A 17,504-nucleotide genomic window follows, 5' to 3' on the forward strand; every position below is an offset into this window, starting at 1 on the left:
TCGTTGGTGAAGCCGGTCCCGGGCCGAGGCCCCGGGCCCTGCCAGAGAGTCTCAGCCGCGCCCGCCGAAGAGGCTGCGGCGCAGCCGGCGCAGCGGCGCCAGCAGCGAGACCCGGGTGTGGCGACGGCGGGCCGCCGCCGGGGTGTCGGCGCCGCGCGGCGTCAGCTCCCTTATCAACCCGAGCGCCTCGGCGGTGTCCACCGCCGGGAGCGCGGGCGCGCCGAGCACGGCCAGGTGTCGCTCGATCCGACGGCCGGTCGCGCCGACACCGCACTGGATCGCCGGCACACGGGGCCGAGTCCGCACTTGCATGTGTTCCATCAGTTTTCCCACCCCTACGAGGCGCCAGGGCCGTGAGGCGAAGACTATCCGTGAGGGACGGCCTTCGCGCAACCGTCCTCGGTGTTGTGCCACCGTACCGTGCGGCGTCAACTGACGATGCACCAGGGGCAGCTCGGGCGGTCACGACTAGGCATCAATGATGGTGCACGACCCGCCATCCGTCACCAGGGCCAGGAGGCGCGACCCCGGCGCCCGTCCGCGCGCTGTGCGCCGGGCGCGGACGGGCGCGGGCGGGTGGCCGAACGGCGGCCGGCGGGCGTGCGGCAGGCACTCCCGCGGTGTCGACCGCGGTGTCGGCTGCGGTGTCGGCTGCGGTGTCGACGAATCGCCCCCATATAGGGGACAGTCGCAAGGTCGACAAAACGATCACCGTCGGGGGTGGGCGACCGCCGGCAAGCCGCTTCATGAAGTGAACACATACGAGGGATTGACTCGCGTCGATCCTCCAAGCAATATCTGAGGAACGCACCGGTGCCCGCACCGCACTCAGGTGCGTGTTCGAGTCGTGAAGCGACTCGATCGAACTCCGGCTCCCGCGGGCCACTGCCCGGTCACCTCGACGCTGCGGTGACCAGGCCCGTAGGGTGCCCGGACCGGCGGCCGGCCGTAGAGGGTCGGCCCGGCCGCCACCAGACTGCCGGTGCCACCCCGTTCCGGGGCCAGGCACCGGCGGTCCCGGAACGGTGATCAGCCCTCGTCCGGGGCCCGCCCCACGCCCCGACCCCACCCGAGTCCCGCCCCGCCCCACCCCGTGGCCGCCCCGTCCCGTCCGACCGGACGTCCCCGCAGGTCGCACTGCGTGGATCGGTAGACTCGGCCAGCGTGTCCCTCCTCCTCAGCATCGTGCTCCCGGTCCACGGCGTGGAGCGGTACCTGCCGCGCTGCCTCGACTCGATCCTCGGCGAGACCCCCGCCGCCGAGACCCGCTTCGAGGTCATCGCGGTCGACGACCTCTCCCCCGACGGCTCCGGCGCGATCCTGGACGCCTACGCCGCCCGCGACCCCCGGCTGCGCGTGATGCACCTCACCGAGAACCAGGGCCTCGGCGGCGCCCGGGCCGCCGCCCTGCCGCAGGTGCGCGGCGAGTACGTCTGGTTCGTGGACAGCGACGACTGGCTGCCCGAGCGGACGGTCGGCGTGATCCTGGACGAGCTGGCGCAGGAGCGCCGCCGCGAGGCACCCGCCGACGTGCTGCTCACCGACTTCACCCACGTCTACCCGGACGGCGGGAGCGAGCCCAACCCCTGGCGGCACGTGCTGGTCGGCTCCCCGCTGGTCGAGGGCTGCACGGTGGCCGAGCACCCGGCGCTGTTCCAGACCGTGATGTCGGTGTGGAACAAGGTGTTCCGCCGCGCGTTCCTGGAGGGTCTCGGGGTCTCCTTCGGCCGCGGCTACTACGAGGACATCTCGGTCACCTACCCCGCGCTGCTGGCCGCCGGGCGGCTGCGCTACCTCGACCGCCCCTGCTACAACTACCGGCGCGGCCGGGACGGCGCGATCACCGCCACCGCCTCCCCCAAGCACGCCGACGTGTTCGCCCAGTACGACGCCATCTTCGCCTTCCTGGACCGGTGCGAGCTCCCGGACGGCCCCGGCCGGCCCGTCCCGCCGTCGCTGCGCACCCTGGTCTTCGACCGGACCATCCGCCAGGCGCTGAACGTCTACGACACCCCCGGGCTGGTCCCGGTCGACCGGCGGCGGGACTACTTCCACCGGATCGCCGTGCACTTCGAGCGCCACCGCCCGGCCGACTACCGCTTCCCCGGCGGGGTGCGCGGCGTGCAGTACCGGCTGGCCGCGCGCGGCGCCCGGATCGCGTACGCCGAGCTGCGCCGCACCGGCCGCCTGCCGCGCGAACTCAAGCGCGGGGCGCGGGCGGTGGCTCCCGCGGTGAAGAAGGGCGTGCGCAGCGGCGCCCGGTTCACGGCGTACAACGCGTTCCGCCGCCTGCCGCTGGACGAGCACCTGGCGGTCTACGCCGCGTACTGGCACCGGGGTTACGCGTGCAACCCGGCGGCGATCTACGAGAAGGCGAAGGAACTCGCCCCGCAGATCCGCGGTGTGTGGGTGGTGGAGAACCGCCGGCAGGCCGACGCGATGCCGCCCGGCGTCCCGTACGTGATCGTCAACACTCCGGCGTACCTCAAGGCGATGGCGACCGCGAAGTACTTCGTGAACAACGTCAACTTCCCGCGCACGATGGCGAAGCGGCCGGGCACGGTGCACGTCCAGACCCAGCACGGCACCCCGCTCAAGGCGATGGGGATGGACCTGCGGGGCCGCCCCGAGGCCGCCGCCGAGGGGATGGACTTCGACCGGCTCCAGGAGGCCGTGGACCGCTGGGACTTCCTGGTCTCCTCCAACCCGCACACCAGCGAGCACTTCGCCCGGGCCTTCCCGGGCCGCTACGAGATGCTGGACACCGGCTACCCGCGCAACGACCGGCTGGCCAACGCCACCCCGGCGGAGGTCCGGGCCATGCGCGAGCGGCTGGGCCTGCGGCCCGGCACCACGGCGGTGCTGTACGCGCCGACCCACCGCGGCGGCAAGGGCGGCTACGTGCCGCTGCTGGACGTGGCGGAGCTGGCCCGCCTGCTGGGCCCGCGGTTCACGCTGCTGGTGCGCACCCACTACTTCCACGCCGACGGCCCGGGCGACCTGACGGCCGGTGAGGACGCGGCGGAGATCGTGGACGTGTCGGCGCACCCGGTGGTCGAGGACCTCTACCTGGCGGCGGACGCGCTGGTGACGGACTACTCGTCGATGATGTTCGACTACGCGGTGCTGGACCGACCGGTCGTCATATTCGCTCCGGACTGGGAGGAGTACCAGCGCGAACGCGGGGTGTACTTCGACCTGTTCGCCCAGCCGCCGGGCGCGGTCACGGTCGACGTGGCGGGGCTGGCGCGGGCGCTGCGCGCGGGCGATCCGGAGCCGGAGGCGCGGAAGCGGTTCCGGGAGCGGTTCTGCGTCTGGGACGACGGCGGGGCGGCGGAGCGGGTGGTGCGGCGGGTGTTCCCGGTGGCGCCGACGGTCCCGGCGGACGGACTGCAGAACTAACGGCGAAGCAGGACGAACGACGGGGCCTGCGGCCGGGACCGGTGCCGCCGGTACGGCGACCGGCCCCGTCCGCGCGGGCTCAGCGCTGGCGGGCGGCCAGGAACTCCTCGAAGTCCAGGTAGCCCTGGTGACGGGTGTCCATCGCGTGGATCAGTGCCTCGGCCATCGAGATGGTGACGCTGTGGTCGCCCATCTCGTTGGCGGCCAGCGCGTACTCGGCCGGGGTGATCTTGCCGTCGCCGTTCTTGTCGAAACGGTCGAACATCTCCTTGATGGCCTCGACGCTCTCCATCGTTCCTCCTGGGTACTGCAAAGTCTTGCTCGGTTCGGACGGCCGTACCCTACCCGGCCGTGGTGTTCGCCACGGTCGGCGGGAGTGGACGGGCGCCCGGGTGGGTGTCGTAGTCTGCGGGTCTGATTGCTGGCCCGGACTCCTCCGGGGCGGTCGTTCGTCCAGGGAGGGAACCCGTGCTCGACCTCGCCACCAGGCTGGTGCTGAAACCTCTTTCACGGGGGATCTGGCGTCCGGCCATCGAGGGCATCGAGAACGTGCCGCGCAAGGGCGGGGTGATCCTCGCCAGCAACCACCTGTCGTTCATCGACAGCGTCGTGATCCCGCTCACCGCCCCGCGCCGGGTCCACTTCCTCGCCAAGGCCGAGTACTTCACCGGCACCGGGCTCAAGGGCCGGATCTCCAAGGGCTTCTTCGAGTCGATCGGCGCGGTTCCGGTCGAGCGCGGTACCTACCGCTCCGCCCAGGCCTCGCTGGAGTCGGCGCTGGAGATCCTGGAGGACGGCAAGGCCTTCGGCATCTACCCGGAGGGCACCCGGTCGCTGGACGGCCGGCTCTACCGGGGCAAGACGGGCGTGGCCTGGCTCGCGCTGACGGCGGGCGTCCCGGTCGTCCCGGTGGCCCTGGAGGGACCGGAGCAGATCCTGCCGGTGGGAAAGCGGCTGCCGCGGATCAAGAAGGTGACCGTCCGCTTCGGCGAACCGCTGCACTTCGACGAGTTGCACGGGCAGGCCCGTTCGTTGAAGGCCCGTCGCCAGGTGACCGACGAGGTGATGGCGGCGATCCAGCGGCTCTCCGGCCAGGAGGTCGTGGAGAGCTACAACGAGGTGCCGAAGGCGGCTTGAGCGCCGAGTGCCGTAGGCGCCGCGCGCGGCCGGCCATCCGCGCCACGGGCGCTCCGCGCGGCCGGTACGACTACGCGTGACCGAGGGCGGCGTCCGTCAGGGACGCCGCCTCCGGCGTCTCCCGGCGCAGCAGCGCCGCGTACCGTCCGTCCAGTTCCACCAGCTCCTCGTGGGTGCCGAGTTCGACCACCCGGCCGCGGTCCAGGACGGCGATCTGGTCGGCGGAGCGGACGGTGGAGAGCCGGTGCGCGATGGTGATGGTGGTCCGGCCGGCGGCCAGGGTGTCCACGGCCTGCTGGACGGCGTGCTCGGTGCGGTTGTCGAGCGCGCTGGTGGCCTCGTCCAGGATCAGTACGGGCGGGTTGCGCAGGATGGTGCGGGCGAGCGCGAGGCGCTGCTTCTCGCCGCCGGAGAAGCGGTAGCCGCGTTCGCCGACCAGGGTGTCGTAGCCGTCCGGGAGGGCGGAGATGGTGTCGTGGATCTGCGCGGCCCGGGCGGCCTCGACCAGTTCGGCGTCGCTGGCGCCGGGCTTGGCGAAGCGCAGGTTCTCGGCGACCGAGGCGTGGAAGAGGTAGGTCTCCTGGGAGACCACGCCGACCGCGCGGGCCAGGGTGTCGAAGGACAGCTCGCGCACGTCCACGCCGTCCAGGGTGACCCGGCCGCCGGTGACGTCGTACAGCCGCGGCACCAGGTAGCTGAGGGTGGTCTTGCCCGAGCCGGTCTCGCCGACGACGGCCAGGGACGTGCCGGCCGGGACCTTGAGCTCGACGCCGTCCAGGGTGGGGCGCTCCTGCTCGGGGTCGTACCGGAAGTCGACGGCCTCGAAGCGGACCTCGCCGCGGATGTCGGCCAGGGTGACCGGGTGCGGCGGTTCGGCGATCTCCACCGGCAGGTCGAGGTACTCGAAGATGCGCTGGAAGAGCGCGAGCGAGGTCTGCACGTCCACGCCGGTGGAGAGCAGGCTGACGGTCGGGCGGAACAGGCCCTGCTGGAGGGTGACGAAGGCGACCAGGGTGCCGACCGAGACGATCGGCGCACCGGCGGCGGAGGTCAGTCCGGCCGCCCAGTAGATCAGCGCGGGCATCGCGGCCATCACGATCATGATGGTGTTCATCCGCCAGCGCCCGGCCATGCTGGAGCGCACCTCCAGGTCGGCGAGCTGGTCGGACTGCTCGGTGAACTCCCGGGCCAGCGAGTCGGAACGGCCCATGGTGCGGCCGAGCAGGATGCCGCTGACCGACAGCGACTCCTGGACCGCCGAGCTCATCGCGGCCAGCTGCTTCTGCCGCTCGGTGGTGATCTTCTTGCGTTCCTGGCCGACCCGGCGGCTGATCCAGACGAACAGCGGGAGCAGGACCAGCGAGACGACCGTCAGCCGCCAGTCGAGGGCGACCATGGCGACGATCGAGGCGATCACGGCGGTGAGGTTGGAGACCAGGCTGGTCGTGGTGGAGGTCACCGTGGACTGCATGCCGCCGATGTCGTTGGCGATCCGGGACTGCACCTCGCCGGTGCGGGTGCGGGTGAAGAAGGCCAGCGACTGCCGTTGCAGGTGGCCGTAGACGGAGGTGCGCAGGTCGTGCATGACGCGCTGGCCGACGGTGGTGGAGATCAGCGTCTGCAGCACGTTGAAGACGCTGTTCACCACGGCGGTGAGGATCATCCCCAGCGCGAGCAGGCTGAGCAGCCCGGTGCGGCCCTGCGGGATGGCGGTGTCCAGCACGGCCTTGAGCAGGAACGGCGAGACGACGGACACCACGGCGGAGGCGGCGACCAGCAGCCCCACCGTGGCGAGCCGGCCCCGGTACGGGCGGAAGAGCGCGAGGATGCGGCGCCACTGGGCCGGCGGGCGGGGGGCGCCCTCGGCGCGTTCGGGCGGGGTCCAGTTGATGGCGGGCCTCAAGTACAGGCCTCCCTGGGTCGGGCGCGCCGGGGTGCGGGCACGGACGGGGGTGCGGCGGCCGGACGGACACCAGCATAGCGAGAGTAGCTCATAGTTAGGCAAGCTAATAGTGAGGGTGACTCTATTCCCTCGGGGTGGCTCTGTTCCCTCGCGCTGGAGCCGGCTCCGTCCGGCCGCCTTGGCCCGGCCGTCTCAGTTCATCCCGCCGTCGCGGTTGGTCCGGCCGTCCCGGTCCGTGCAGCCGTCTCAGTTCGTGCGGTACGTGCGCGCCGCCTTCGAGGACAGGCCGCCGAGCTTGCCGGACGGCAGCACCCGGGCGACCGCCACGGCCAGCTTGTAGCGCTTGCCCGGCACGGACACCGAGCGACCGCGGGCGAGGTCACGCATCGCCTCGTCCACCACCCGCTCGGCCGAGAGCCAGGACCAGGAAGGGATGTTGCCGGTGCCCATGCCCGCCCGCTGGTGGAACTCGGTCCGGGTGAAGCCCGGGCAGAGCGCCATCATCCGCACGCCCGTCCCGCCGAGGTCGCGCAGCACGCCCTGGGTGAAGCTGACCACCCAGGCCTTGCTCGCCCCGTACGTGCCGCGCGGCAGGAAGGCCGCCACCGAGGCGACGTTCACGATCGCGCCCCGGCCGCGCTCGCGCATCCCCGGCAGGGCGGCCGTGGTCAGCCGCAGGATCGCCTCGATGTGCACCTTGAGCATGTCCAGCTCGTCCTGGAGCGGGACGGTCCCGAAGGCGCCCTTGTTGCCGAAGCCGGCATTGTTGATCAGGAGGTCCACCGGGCGCGAGGCGTCCGCGAGCCGGGCCTCGACGGCGGCGATGCCCTCGTCGGTGGCGAGGTCGGCGGTCAGCACCTCCGTCTCCGCGCCGTACTTGAGCTGCAGGTTCGCGCTCGCCCGCTCCAGGCGCTCGGTGTCGCGGGCCACCAGGACGAGGCGGTGGCCGCTACGGGCGAGCCGGCGCGCGAACGCGGCTCCGATGCCGGCGGTCGCGCCGGTGATCAAGGCTGTGGTCATGCCCAGACCGTACCGACTCACCGCAGCCACGCCCACACCCAGGGCAACGTCCCAGCTCAGCGAGGTGCGGATGCAGGCACCGGTTCGTGCTCGTAGTGTCGGACAGGGGCATCGCCCGACCGGGTGATGAACACCAGACGAGGAGGCACATCTGATGCTTACTCAGTTCCGGACCGAAACCGCTTCGGCGTCACGCAGCGCGACGCTCGCCGAGGCCGAGACACTCGCGAGCCTGATGGTGGAGGACGAGGCCGTCGTGTCCGACGCGCCCACGTACCTGCCGGAGGCCGCCGGCGCCGCCCTGCTGGCGGGCCTCCTGCTGCTCTCTCCGAAGGGCCCCAAGGAGAAGCCGACCCGCTAGCCGGGCCCGCAGGCCCCCGGGCCCCGCGCTCGCGCCTGCGCCTGCGCCTGCGCCTGCGCTCAGCCTCTCGAACGTTCAGCGTTTCGAACGTTCAGCATCTCGTAAGTTCAGCGTCTCGAAGGAGAACCACGACACCATGCCGTTCGCCGAGACCCCACTCCGTGACGAGTACGCCGCGGCGGTCGAGCGAGTGGCGGGCCGTACCCTCGACGCCCTCCGGGACGGCGGGGGCACGGCCGCGCTCGCGGACCACGACACCGCCGCTCCCCGTCCGGTGCTGGCCGCCGTACGAGTGCTGGGCGCGGACGTGTTCGCCCCGCAGTTGATCTCCGGGGCCGAGCCCGACACCGCCACCGCCGCGCTGCTGGCCGAGGCGCGCCGGGCGCTCCCGGCACCGGCGCCCGCCTCCGAGGACGCGGCCCTCGTCATCGGCTGGCGGGACTGGGCGGCCGACCGGCTGCTCGCCCGCACGCCGTACGGGGACGGCGCACGGGCCGCCGCCCCGCCGCCCGTGCCCCCGTTCGACCGGGAACGGCTCGGCTGGCGGACCTGGTCCGCGCGGATGGCACAACTGTCCGTCCTCGCCCTGCCCGGCTTGGACGGCCCCGTGCACGACTCCGCCCGGGCGGGCACGCTCGACCTCGCCCGCGGCACCGTCCGCGCCATGCTGCGGCGCGACGCCACCACCTCCGTCCGACTCGCCCGCTGGCTCGCCTGGGCGCAGGCCGACGGCCGGCCGCTGCGACTGGAGCTCGAGCCCGTCCTGGACCGGATCGACCAGGTCAATGACGGCACCGACCGATCCGGGCTCGAACTCGCCATAGCCCGGGCCCTGTCGAACGGGGCTCCGCGATGACCGACACCCAGATGACCGACACCCAGCTGCTCGCCACCGCCCAACAGCTCGGCTCCCGGTCGCTGGCCTGGCTGCACGACGGCTACCGGAAGGGCTACGGCCGGCTCGAGGACAACACGATCATCGACCTCGCCGAACCGAACGACGTCTACAAGCCGCTCTGCGAAGTCGCCCTGGCCTCCTCGCTCGTGATGCGCGACGGCATCACCGGCCCACGCGACACCGAGCTCGCGCGCGAGCTCCTCGAAACCGCCTGGGCCCAACTCCGGGACGGCGAGCTGCTGTACGAGCGGCAACTGCGGCACGTCACGGTCATCGACCCGCTGGAGACGTACGGCCACTTCGCCCGGGCCGGGTTCCGCCACGCCGCACTGGAGGAACTGCTCGACTCGCTCGGCCGTCTGCGCTCCGTGCACGCCGTCGAGATCCCGGCCAACCGCCGGCTCGCCCTGGCCAACGCCCGGCGGATCGCGGGGCTGGAACACCGTCCGGACTGGAACGCGCTCACCGGGGCCACCTGGCTCGGCGCCCTCCCCGAACCGTGGACCATCGCCTGGCTGATCGCCTACCACGTCACCCACACCGTCTTCCACGTCACCGACTGGGGCGCCCGGCCCGAGTGCCTGCCCGAACCGATGCGCGAGTACCTGCGCGACTGGCTGCCGGTCTGGCTCGACATCTGGCTGGAGATCGAGCAGTGGGACCTCGCGGGCGAACTGTTGATCGTCGACTCGTGCATCGGCCGGCCCGTCACCGGCCGGATCGGCTGGGAGGCCCTGGCCGCCGTCCAGCAGCCGGACGGCCTGATTCCGTGCGAGGGGTCGGCGCCCGACTACGACGACCCGGAGGACGCCTTCCGCGATCACGGGCACACCGCCGTGGTCGGGGTGGTGGCCGCCACCGTGGCGCTCTCGCGTGCGCTCGGCGGCACCCCGGTGACCGGGTGAGCGAGCTGGCCGCCGCGGTGGCGGCGGCGGTCCGGGCTGCCCAACCGCACGCCACCGCCGTCACGGTGGCCGTGGCACGCGGGGAGGCGGAGGAGGTGCACTGCCACGGACGGCTCGGACACGAGCCGACCGCGCCGCCGTGCACAGCGGACACCGTCTTCGAACTCGGCTCGGTGACCAAGACCTTCACCGCACTGCTGCTGGCCGACATGGCCGTGCGTGGCGAACTCGCCCTGGACGACCCGGTGGAGGACCGGCTTCCGCGCCACTGGCGCCCGGCGCGCGTCCGTTCGAGCGAACCGATCCGCCTGCTGCACCTGGCCACCCACACCTCCGGCCTGTCCCGCCTACCGCCGGGGCTGCTCGCGAGCGCCCTGCCGGCCTGGTCCAGCAACCCCTACGCCGCCTACGGCGACGAGCAGTTGAGGGACGGACTGGCCCGAACCACCGTACGCGGGACACCGGGCAGCCGGTTCAGGTACTCCAACTACGGGGTCGCGCTCCTCGGCCGGGCGCTCGCCGAGACTGCCGGGATCCCGTACGAGCAGCTGCTCGCCGAACGGATCTGCCGACCGTTGGGGCTGCGCTCCACGGGCTGCGCACCGAACACACCGGGGCGGGCCGTCGGACACCGGCGCGGGCGGGCACTACCGCCCTGGCGGATCCCCGGACTCCCGGGAGCCGGCGCGGTACGGGCCGGCGGGGCCGACCTGCTGCGCTATCTGAGGCTCCATCTCGACGGAGCAGAAGGCGAGTTGGGGGCAGCAGCGCGAGACGTCCAGCGCTCGAGACTGCGGCTGCCGCACTCGACCGACCGGATCGGCCTGGTCTGGATGCACCGCCGCTCGGGCGACCGGGACCTCTACTTCCACTCCGGTGGCACCCGGGGGTTCACCGCCTTCGTCGGATTCTCACCGGAGGGATCGGCCGCCGTAGCCGCACTGGCCAACACCGGGCCGGCACTGAACGGACGGTTCGTGCAGGCCGGGTACGAGGTGCTGCGGGCCGTGAGCCGCGCCGGCTAGACGGCCACCGCCTTGGCCCGGTCGGCGGCGATGTGCACCGCGAGACCGGCGAGCACCGTGCCCATCACGTACCGCTGGACGCGCAGCCAGGCCGGGCGGCGGCCGAGGAAACCCGCGATGCCGCCCGCGGTCATCGCGATCAGGCCGTTCACGCCGACCGCGATCACGATCTGGACCAGGCCCAGCACCAGGCTCTGCAGGGCGACGTGCCCGCGCTCGGGCGCCACGAACTGGGGCAGCAGTGAGACGTACATGATGGCGATCTTGGGGTTGAGCAGGCAGGTCAGGAAGCCCATCGCGAACAGGCGGCGCGGCGGGTCCGGCGGCAGCTGCTGCGGGGCGAACACCGCCGTGCCGCCGGGCTTGACCGCCTTCCAGGCCAGCCAGAGCAGGTAGCCGACACCGGCCAGCTTGATCCCGGTGTAGAGGGCGGGGACGACCGAGAAGACCGCGGCCACTCCGGCCGTCACGGCGACCAGGTAGACCAGGAAGCCGGTCGCCACGCCGGTCAGCGAGACCAGGCCGGCCCGGCGGCCCTGGGATATCGAGCGCGACACCAGGTAGATCATGTTCGGCCCCGGGGACAGCGCCATGCCCAGCGCCACGGCGGCGATGCCGAGCACGGCGTGGCCGTCCACTGCGGATGTCAACGTGTCCAGCGTGTCCAGCGTGTCCAGCTCGTCCATGCGAGGAGGCTAGGGCGCGGATCCCGATCGATGCAATGATGGCTTTGCGCTCGGTGCAATGTCTGCCCGGCGCAATCGATGCGCGGTGTATCCATGCTCGGTGCGTCTCTGCTCGGTGCAATGCCCCCTGGGCGCGAAGAAGGGGCTCGGAGACGGATGGACGACTACCACCTGATCGCGGACCGGGTCGCCGCCGACATCACGGCCGGGCGGCTGCGACCCGGGCAGCAGCTTCCCACCCAGCGGGCCTTCGCCCGCAGCCGGGGCATCGCCGCCTCGACCGCGGGCCGGGTCTACCGCGAGCTGGCCCGGCGCGGGCTGACCGTCGGCGAGGTCGGGCGGGGCACCTTCGTCCGGGCCGGGCGCGGTACGGCGGCGGACGACGGACGGATCCCGCTCGCCGAACCGGCCGACGCGCCGATCGACCTGGAGCTCAACTACCCCACCGCGCCCGGACAGTCCGAACTGCTGGCCGCCGCCCTGGCACCGCTGCTGCGGGCGGACGCGCTGGGCGAGGCGCTGCGGCCGGTTGGCGCGGCGGGGACGGCGGCCGCCCGGCGGGCCTTCGCGGAACTGCTGTCGACGGATGCGGGCGGCTGGGGCGCCGACCCGCGGGAGCTGCTGTTCGCGGGCAACGGGCGGCAGGCGGTCGCGGGGGCGCTCGCCGCGCTGGTGCCGCCCGGGCAGCGGCTGGGGGTCGAGGCGCTGACGTACCCGGTGGTCAAGGCCGTGGCCGGGCAGTTGGGCATCCGGCTGGTGCCGCTCGCGGTCGACGAGCACGGGCTGCGGCCCGACGCCCTGGTGGCGGCCCACCGCGCGGCGCCGCTGAGCGCGGTGTACGTCCAGCCCCGGCTGCACAACCCGCTCGGCACCAGCCTGCCGCCCGAGCGGGCGGCGGCTCTGGCCGGGGAGCTGCGCCGACTGGACCTGCCGGTGGTCGAGGACGCGATCTGGTCCTTCCTGCGGCCCGGGTCGGCTCCGCTCGCCGCGCTGGCGCCCGAGCGGACGGTGCTGGTCGACAGCCTCTCCAAGCGGCTCGCCCCCGGACTGACCACCGGGGTCGCGGTCGTCCCGGACGGGCTGCGCGAGCGGGTCGCGGCGGCCCTGCGGGCGGGCGGGTGGACGCCGAACGGCTTCGCGCTGGAGGCGGCGGTGCGCTGGATCGGGGACGGGACGCCGACCGCGGTGGCGGCGGCGAAGCGCGCGGACGCGACCGCCCGGCAGGCGCTGGCCCGGGAGATGCTCCCCGGGCAGCGGCTGCGGGCAGACCCGTGCTCGTACTACCTGTGGTGGGAACTGCCGGGGGCCTGGCGGGCGGAGACCTTCGTCGCCGCAGCCGCCCGGGCGGGCATCTCGGTCACACCCGCGGCCGCCTTCGCGGTGGACCCGCGGAGCACCCCGTCCGCGGTGCGGGTGGGGCTGGCCTCGCCGCCGTTGCCGGTGCTGGGGTGGGCGCTGGGGGTGCTGGCGGGGATCGCGGGTGGCGGGTGACAACTAACAGGTAACAGATAACAGCTGACAGATAACAGCGGACAGATTTCGAAAGTTGTTATCTGTTATCTGAAATCCGTCATCTGTCAGCTGTCACGCGCCGCCCCTCGTCCGCCCGCCGTCAGTCCCCCGCCCCCGTCCGTTCCCTCCGCGCCGCAGTGTCGGCCGCGCCGCCGGCCCCGACCGCGCGCAGGCGGGAGGCGGCGGTGGCCGCGAGCTGCGGGGCGAGCTTGGCGACGTCGCGGGAGCCGACCACGGCGATCAGGCTCGGCAGCAGCCAGCGCACCGGCTGCATCCCGCGCAGCCATGCCTGGGCGTACACATGGGCGGAGCGCCGGGCGATCCCGGCGACGATCCGGTCCACGGCCGGCTCCAGCGGGTACGTCTTGTTGGCCGGCCACGGCAGCCGGCTGCGCATCTGCTTGAGCACGGCATCCTCGTCGGCACCGCGCACCATGTCCGTGTCGGTCCAACTCAGGTACCCCACACCGACCTTGACCCCCTGGTAGGCGACCTCGGCGCGGATCGAGTGGGCGAAGGCCTCCACCCCGGACTTGCTGGCGCAGTAGGCGCTCATCAGCGGCGCCGGGGTGAGTGCGGCGAGCGAGGCGATCTGCAGCAGGTAGCCGCGGCTCTCGGTGAGGGCCGGCAGGAAGGCCCGCGCGGTGGCGACACTGCCCAGCAGATTGACCTCGATCACCCGACTGAACGCCCGGTGGTCGCTGTCGGCGAGCGGTCCACCGATCGCGATCCCGGCATTGGCGACCACGGTGTCGATCCGCCCGTAGTGCTCCTTGATCCGCTCGGCGGTGGCGCCGAGCGCCTCCAGGTCGGTGACGTCCACCTCCCAGGCGGTCGCGTCGGCGCCGCACTGCGCCGCGACGGCCTTCAACTCCTCGGGTTCCAGGCCCAGTAGAGCGACCTTGGCCCCACGTCGGGCCAGCTTCCGGGCCAGCGAGGCACCGACCCCACGGGCGGCCCCGGTGACCACCACGACCTGCGCGGACAGCGGCGGGATGGCGTTCATGCGACGGTGGTCCTCTCGACGGCGGGGTCGACGGCAGGGGCGGAGGCGGGAGCGGAGGCAGGAGCAGGAGCGGAGGCAGCAGCAGGGACGGAAACGGTCTCGGTGGGCGCGCCCGCCAGATGGGCGCAGGCCATCCGGTGGATCTCGGCCGCGACCTCCGCCGGGCGCTCCAGCGGCGCCATGTGACCGACCCCGGGAAGCAGCAACAATCCCTGTGGGTCGGCGAGTTCGGCGACCATCCGGTGGGCGTGCACCGGCGGGGTGAGCCGGTCGGCGGTGCCCACCACCACGGCGGTGGGGGCGGTGGTCCGGCCGAGCCCGGCCCGTACGTCCAGCCGGTCGAGCACCCCGGCCCAGTGGTAGCGGACCGCGGTCGGGCAGGCGTGCACGATCCGGGCCGTCGCCTCGACCTGTCCGGCAGGTGAACTCGGCCCCATGGTCGCGTACTTGAGCGCGGCCCGGCTCACTCCCGAGACCGGCCCGAGCGGCAACCGGGAGCGCAGCAGCTGCCGGTGCAGGAAGCGCCGCAGACCCGGGGCGCGCACGCCGTCCGGCAGGACGGTGAGTTCGGCGACCAGGTCGGCCGGACCGGTGGAGATCAGGACGTTCGCGGCGGTGCGCTCGGCGACCTCGGGGCGGCCGCCGGCGGCCATGATGGTCATGCCGCCCATGCTGTGCCCGGCCAGTACGGCCCGTTCCCCCGCCGGGACGGTCCGCGCGAGCACGGCGGCCAGGTCCTCGGCGAGCGCCCGGGTGGAGTAGCGGGCCCGGCTGGGCGGGATCTCGCTCTGCCCGTGGCCGCGCTGGTCGTAGGCCACCACCCGGTAGCGGTCGGAGAGTTCGCGGATCACCGGGGCCCAGAAGGCGGTCGAGCAGGTCCAGCCGTGGGACAGCACCACGGTGGGCGCGCCGGGTTGGCCGTGCACCTCGGCGTGCAGCCGGATGCCGTCCGCCGACCGGATGCTCAACTCCTCTACGGGCGTGGGCGGAACGTACTCGGCGGGCAGTTGGACGGCACTCATGCGGTGGCCTCCTGGGCGGCGGTGGAAGCGACGGGACGGGCGGTGCTCGGTTCGGTGCGCATGATCAGCTCGTACTCGCCCAGGTCGACCTTGCGGGTGGCGCGGCGGAAGGAGGTCGTGGAGCCGGGCCAGAGCACGGTGTTCTTGCCGTTCGGGTCCAGGTACCAGCTGCGGCAGCCGCCGGTGGTCCAGACGGTGCGGTCCATCCGGTGCTGGAGTTCCAGGTTCCACTGCCGCTGGGCGCGGACGGTGGGCTGCATGGCGGCGGCGCCCACCGTGTCGAGAGTGGTCAACGCGTCGATCATGTAGTTCAGTTGGGACTCGATCATGAGGATCATCGAGCTGTTGCCGAGGCCGGTGTTGGGGCCGATCACGAAGAAGAGGTTGGGGAAGCCGTGCACGGCCGAGCCGCGCAGGGCCTCCATGCCGTCCTTCCACTCCTCCGCCAGACTGGTCCCGTTCACCCCGAACACCCGGGCACCGATGGGCATGTCGGTGACGTGGAAGCCGGTACCGAAGACGATCGCGTCGACCTCGCGCTCGCTGCCGTCGGCGGCCACCAGGGTGGAGCCGCGCAGTTCGCGCAGGCCGGAGGAGACGACCTCGGTGTTGGCCGCGGCGAGCGCCGGGTAGTACGTGTTGCTGAGCAGGATGCGCTTGCAGCCGATCCGGTAGTCCGGGGTGAGCCTGGCGCGCAGCGCGGGGTCGGCGACGCCCTGGGCGATGTGGCGCTCGGCGAGCTGCTGGACGACCCGCAGCAGCCCGGGGCGGCGCACGAAGGCGTCGACCTGCAGCTCGCGGAGCGCGAACAGGGTGCCGCGGCGGATCCTGGCGGTGACCGGCAGCCGGCCGTGCAGCCACTTCTCCAGCTGGCTGATCTCGCGGTCGCGTCGCGGCAGGACCCAGGCGGGGGTGCGCTGGAAGACGGTCAGCTTGCCGACCTTCGGCTGGATCGACGGGATGATCTGGGCGGCGGAGGCGCCGGTACCGACCATCGCCACGCGCTTGCCGGTCAGGTCGAAGTCGTGGTCCCAGCGGGAGGAGTGGAAGACCTTGCCGGGGAAGGTGCTCAGGCCGGGCAGGTCGGGGATCTGCGGGTCGGCGAGCGGTCCGGCGGCGGAGACGACGGCGTCGGCGGTCCACTGGCCGGCCGAGGTGGTGATCCGCCAGCGGGTCCGCTCGGCCTCCCAACGGGCCTCCAGCACCTCGGCGTTGAAGCGCAGGTGGGGGCGGATTCCGAAGACGGTGGCGACCTTCTCCAGGTAGGCGCGGATGTCGGGCTGGCCGGAGAAGCTGCGCGGCCAGTCGGGGTTGGGCGCGAAGGAGAAGGAGTAGAGGTGCGAGGGTACGTCGCAGGCGCAGCCGGGGTAGCTGTTGTCGCGCCAGGTGCCGCCGACCGAGTCCGCGCGCTCCAGCACGACGAAGTCGGTGATGCCGGCGCGGCGCAGCCGGACGGCCGCACCGAGGCCGCCGAAGCCGGAGCCGATCACCGCCACCCGCACGTGCGGTACGGCCTCCGCTGCGGCGCCGGGGTCGGGCGCCGTGGTCGCGCCGGGGCGGGGGCGCTTGCTGCTGGATGCCATGCGGCCTCCTCCTGAGGGTGGGGCGGTGGTCTTCACGCTCTTCCGGGGGCGGCGCCCTCGGAAACCTCCGGGGCCGCGCCCCGGAGCCCTGCCGATCGCGCCAGTAATCACTGGCATGGTGGGCAGGGTAGTCCTTGCTGACACCGGATGGAAGAAGCACGACAGCCCGGATCCACCGGAAGTCCCCGGAATTCCCGGAGGGCCCGCCGCCGACCTGACGGACCTATGCTGATCGCCGTGGACAAGGTCAGAGCTGCTGCGGACGACAGAAAACGCGAGTACCGGGTGGAGGAACTGGCCGAAGCGGCCGGGATCACCACCCGCACCCTGCGCTTCTACCGTGAGCGCAAACTGCTCCAACCGCCCCGCAAGGAGGGCCGGATCGCCTGGTACGGCGAGGAGCACCTGACCCGGCTGCGAATGATCGGCGAACTGCTCGACCGCGGCCACACCCTGGGCGGGATCGCCGAACTGATCGGCGCCGGCGAGAGCGGGCGGGATGTCGCGGAGCTGATCGGGCTCGAAGCCGCGATCGTCGCCCCCTGGTCGGACGAGACCCCGGTGCGCCTGGAGTGGGACGAGCTCAAGGCCGCCTTCGGGGACCAGCTCACCGAGGAGAACACCGCCGAATCGATCGCCCAGGGCTACATCACGGTCGAGGAGGACGGGATCACCCACGTCAGCCGCCGGCTGATGGACGCCACCACCGAGCTGGTCGCCGAGGGTGTACCGCTCTCGGCCGTACTGGACGCCAGCCGGCGCACCCGGGAGCACGTCGACGCCATCGCCGAGATCTTCATCGAGGTGGTCAGCGACCACCTGCTGAGCGTGCTCTCCGCCGACACCCCGCTGGCGCCGGGCGAGGCGGCCAAGCTCACCGAACGCATCCTGCGGGTACGGCCGCTCGCCCGCACCGTCGCCGACGCGCAGTTCACCCTCGCGATGGACCGCCGGGTGCGTGCCGAGTACGCCGAACTGCTGCGCCAGCGACGGGAGTACGGCTCCGAGGCGTAGCGGGGCGGCTGGGCGGGCAGGGATTTCCGC

Annotated in this window: 16 protein-coding genes; 8 read left to right on the forward strand and 8 right to left on the reverse strand. The window is 72.8% G+C overall.

The genetic code is table 11. From position 1 onward, the window contains the following. Window positions 1–51: 51 nt before the first annotated feature. The gene (locus ACIQWA_RS04470) at window positions 52–321 is read right to left on the reverse strand and encodes a hypothetical protein (protein ID WP_360229746.1); all 270 of its coding nucleotides are present in this window, start codon (window positions 319–321) and stop codon (window positions 52–54) included. Window positions 322–1,164: 843 nt separating this feature from the next. On the opposite strand from ACIQWA_RS04470, the gene ACIQWA_RS04475 reads away from it, so the two are divergent. Beyond that, on the forward strand, window positions 1,165–3,402 hold the full coding sequence (locus ACIQWA_RS04475; RefSeq protein ID WP_402478036.1) for a CDP-glycerol glycerophosphotransferase family protein: 2,238 nt from the start codon (window positions 1,165–1,167) through the stop codon (window positions 3,400–3,402). Window positions 3,403–3,481: 79 nt separating this feature from the next. Here ACIQWA_RS04475 and ACIQWA_RS04480 read toward each other — a convergent pair whose 3' ends face one another. Further along, a complete protein-coding gene (locus ACIQWA_RS04480) occupies window positions 3,482–3,694 on the reverse strand; it encodes an EF-hand domain-containing protein (protein ID WP_350504210.1) in 213 nt (70 codons plus the stop codon). A 176-nt stretch (window positions 3,695–3,870) separates the two neighbouring features. Here ACIQWA_RS04480 and ACIQWA_RS04485 point away from each other — a divergent pair, with 176 nt between their 5' ends. Next, a complete protein-coding gene (locus ACIQWA_RS04485; protein ID WP_402478039.1) occupies window positions 3,871–4,539 on the forward strand; it encodes a lysophospholipid acyltransferase family protein in 669 nt (222 codons plus the stop codon). A 70-nt stretch (window positions 4,540–4,609) separates the two neighbouring features. Here ACIQWA_RS04485 and ACIQWA_RS04490 read toward each other — a convergent pair whose 3' ends face one another. Together ACIQWA_RS04490 and ACIQWA_RS04495 are read right to left on the reverse strand one after the other, a co-directional pair. Continuing rightward, window positions 4,610–6,442, reverse strand: a complete 1,833-nt coding sequence (locus tag ACIQWA_RS04490; protein ID WP_402478043.1) for an ABC transporter ATP-binding protein — start codon at window positions 6,440–6,442, stop codon at window positions 4,610–4,612. 246 nt (window positions 6,443–6,688) lie between these two features. After that, a complete protein-coding gene (locus tag ACIQWA_RS04495) occupies window positions 6,689–7,462 on the reverse strand; it encodes an SDR family NAD(P)-dependent oxidoreductase (RefSeq protein ID WP_402478046.1) in 774 nt (257 codons plus the stop codon). A 154-nt stretch (window positions 7,463–7,616) separates the two neighbouring features. Here ACIQWA_RS04495 and ACIQWA_RS04500 point away from each other — a divergent pair, with 154 nt between their 5' ends. The 4 genes from ACIQWA_RS04500 (at window position 7,617) to ACIQWA_RS04515 (ending at window position 10,651) form a co-directional block, all read left to right on the forward strand. After that, on the forward strand, window positions 7,617–7,823 hold the full coding sequence (locus ACIQWA_RS04500; RefSeq protein WP_360229756.1) for a hypothetical protein: 207 nt from the start codon (window positions 7,617–7,619) through the stop codon (window positions 7,821–7,823). A 136-nt stretch (window positions 7,824–7,959) separates the two neighbouring features. Next, window positions 7,960–8,679: a hypothetical protein gene (locus ACIQWA_RS04505; protein ID WP_402478049.1), complete on the forward strand. Its 720-nt coding sequence runs from the start codon at window positions 7,960–7,962 to the stop codon at window positions 8,677–8,679. Further along, window positions 8,676–9,626 (forward strand): DUF6895 family protein, encoded by a 951-nt coding sequence (locus tag ACIQWA_RS04510; RefSeq protein WP_402478052.1) that lies wholly within the window; start codon window positions 8,676–8,678, stop codon window positions 9,624–9,626. Before ACIQWA_RS04505 ends, ACIQWA_RS04510 begins: the two co-directional genes overlap by 4 nt. Beyond that, complete coding sequence (locus tag ACIQWA_RS04515) at window positions 9,623–10,651, forward strand: serine hydrolase domain-containing protein (protein WP_402478055.1); 1,029 nt, start codon at window positions 9,623–9,625, stop codon at window positions 10,649–10,651. Before ACIQWA_RS04510 ends, ACIQWA_RS04515 begins: the two co-directional genes overlap by 4 nt. Here the strand turns inward: ACIQWA_RS04515 and ACIQWA_RS04520 are convergent. Continuing rightward, a complete protein-coding gene (locus ACIQWA_RS04520) occupies window positions 10,648–11,337 on the reverse strand; it encodes a LysE family translocator (protein WP_402478057.1) in 690 nt (229 codons plus the stop codon). The genes ACIQWA_RS04515 and ACIQWA_RS04520 overlap by 4 nt on opposite strands. Window positions 11,338–11,493: 156 nt before the next feature. Between ACIQWA_RS04520 and ACIQWA_RS04525 the strand changes: the two genes are divergently transcribed. Then, window positions 11,494–12,828, forward strand: coding sequence for a PLP-dependent aminotransferase family protein (locus ACIQWA_RS04525; protein WP_402478059.1), 1,335 nt, complete (start codon window positions 11,494–11,496; stop codon window positions 12,826–12,828). Window positions 12,829–12,949: 121 nt separating this feature from the next. Here the strand turns inward: ACIQWA_RS04525 and ACIQWA_RS04530 are convergent, their stop codons facing one another. Genes ACIQWA_RS04530 through ACIQWA_RS04540 form a run of 3 tightly spaced genes read right to left on the reverse strand, consistent with a single transcriptional unit; the run spans window position 12,950 to window position 16,460 of the window. Further along, complete coding sequence (locus ACIQWA_RS04530; protein ID WP_402478061.1) at window positions 12,950–13,855, reverse strand: SDR family oxidoreductase; 906 nt, start codon at window positions 13,853–13,855, stop codon at window positions 12,950–12,952. After that, complete coding sequence (locus ACIQWA_RS04535) at window positions 13,852–14,877, reverse strand: alpha/beta fold hydrolase (RefSeq protein ID WP_402478064.1); 1,026 nt, start codon at window positions 14,875–14,877, stop codon at window positions 13,852–13,854. The genes ACIQWA_RS04530 and ACIQWA_RS04535 overlap by 4 nt, the downstream gene beginning before the upstream one ends. Further along, window positions 14,874–16,460, reverse strand: a complete 1,587-nt coding sequence (locus ACIQWA_RS04540) for a flavin-containing monooxygenase (protein WP_402478067.1) — start codon at window positions 16,458–16,460, stop codon at window positions 14,874–14,876. The genes ACIQWA_RS04535 and ACIQWA_RS04540 overlap by 4 nt, the downstream gene beginning before the upstream one ends. Window positions 16,461–16,685: 225 nt before the next feature. On the opposite strand from ACIQWA_RS04540, the gene ACIQWA_RS04545 reads away from it, so the two are divergent. Then, window positions 16,686–17,474 (forward strand): MerR family transcriptional regulator, encoded by a 789-nt coding sequence (locus ACIQWA_RS04545; RefSeq protein WP_402478069.1) that lies wholly within the window; start codon window positions 16,686–16,688, stop codon window positions 17,472–17,474. Window positions 17,475–17,504: the final 30 nt, after the last annotated feature.

Origin of the sequence: Kitasatospora sp. NPDC098652 (genome assembly GCF_044760155.1) — a bacterium.
GTDB lineage: Bacteria > Actinomycetota > Actinomycetes > Streptomycetales > Streptomycetaceae > Kitasatospora.

Excerpts from the sequence above, each read along its gene's own strand:
- ACIQWA_RS04470 (WP_360229746.1), bottom strand. The coding sequence starts at position 321 with ATGGAACACATGCAAGTGCGGACTCGGCCCCGTGTGCCGGCGATCCAG.
- ACIQWA_RS04480 (WP_350504210.1), bottom strand. The coding sequence starts at position 3,694 with ATGGAGAGCGTCGAGGCCATCAAGGAGATGTTCGACCGTTTCGACAAG.
- ACIQWA_RS04495 (WP_402478046.1), bottom strand. The coding sequence starts at position 7,462 with ATGACCACAGCCTTGATCACCGGCGCGACCGCCGGCATCGGAGCCGCG.
- ACIQWA_RS04500 (WP_360229756.1), top strand. The coding sequence starts at position 7,617 with ATGCTTACTCAGTTCCGGACCGAAACCGCTTCGGCGTCACGCAGCGCG.
- ACIQWA_RS04505 (WP_402478049.1), top strand. The coding sequence starts at position 7,960 with ATGCCGTTCGCCGAGACCCCACTCCGTGACGAGTACGCCGCGGCGGTC.
- ACIQWA_RS04510 (WP_402478052.1), top strand. The coding sequence starts at position 8,676 with ATGACCGACACCCAGATGACCGACACCCAGCTGCTCGCCACCGCCCAA.
- ACIQWA_RS04520 (WP_402478057.1), bottom strand. The coding sequence starts at position 11,337 with ATGGACGAGCTGGACACGCTGGACACGCTGGACACGTTGACATCCGCA.
- ACIQWA_RS04525 (WP_402478059.1), top strand. The coding sequence starts at position 11,494 with ATGGACGACTACCACCTGATCGCGGACCGGGTCGCCGCCGACATCACG.
- ACIQWA_RS04530 (WP_402478061.1), bottom strand. The coding sequence starts at position 13,855 with ATGAACGCCATCCCGCCGCTGTCCGCGCAGGTCGTGGTGGTCACCGGG.
- ACIQWA_RS04535 (WP_402478064.1), bottom strand. The coding sequence starts at position 14,877 with ATGAGTGCCGTCCAACTGCCCGCCGAGTACGTTCCGCCCACGCCCGTA.
- ACIQWA_RS04540 (WP_402478067.1), bottom strand. The coding sequence starts at position 16,460 with ATGGCATCCAGCAGCAAGCGCCCCCGCCCCGGCGCGACCACGGCGCCC.
- ACIQWA_RS04545 (WP_402478069.1), top strand. The coding sequence starts at position 16,686 with ATGCTGATCGCCGTGGACAAGGTCAGAGCTGCTGCGGACGACAGAAAA.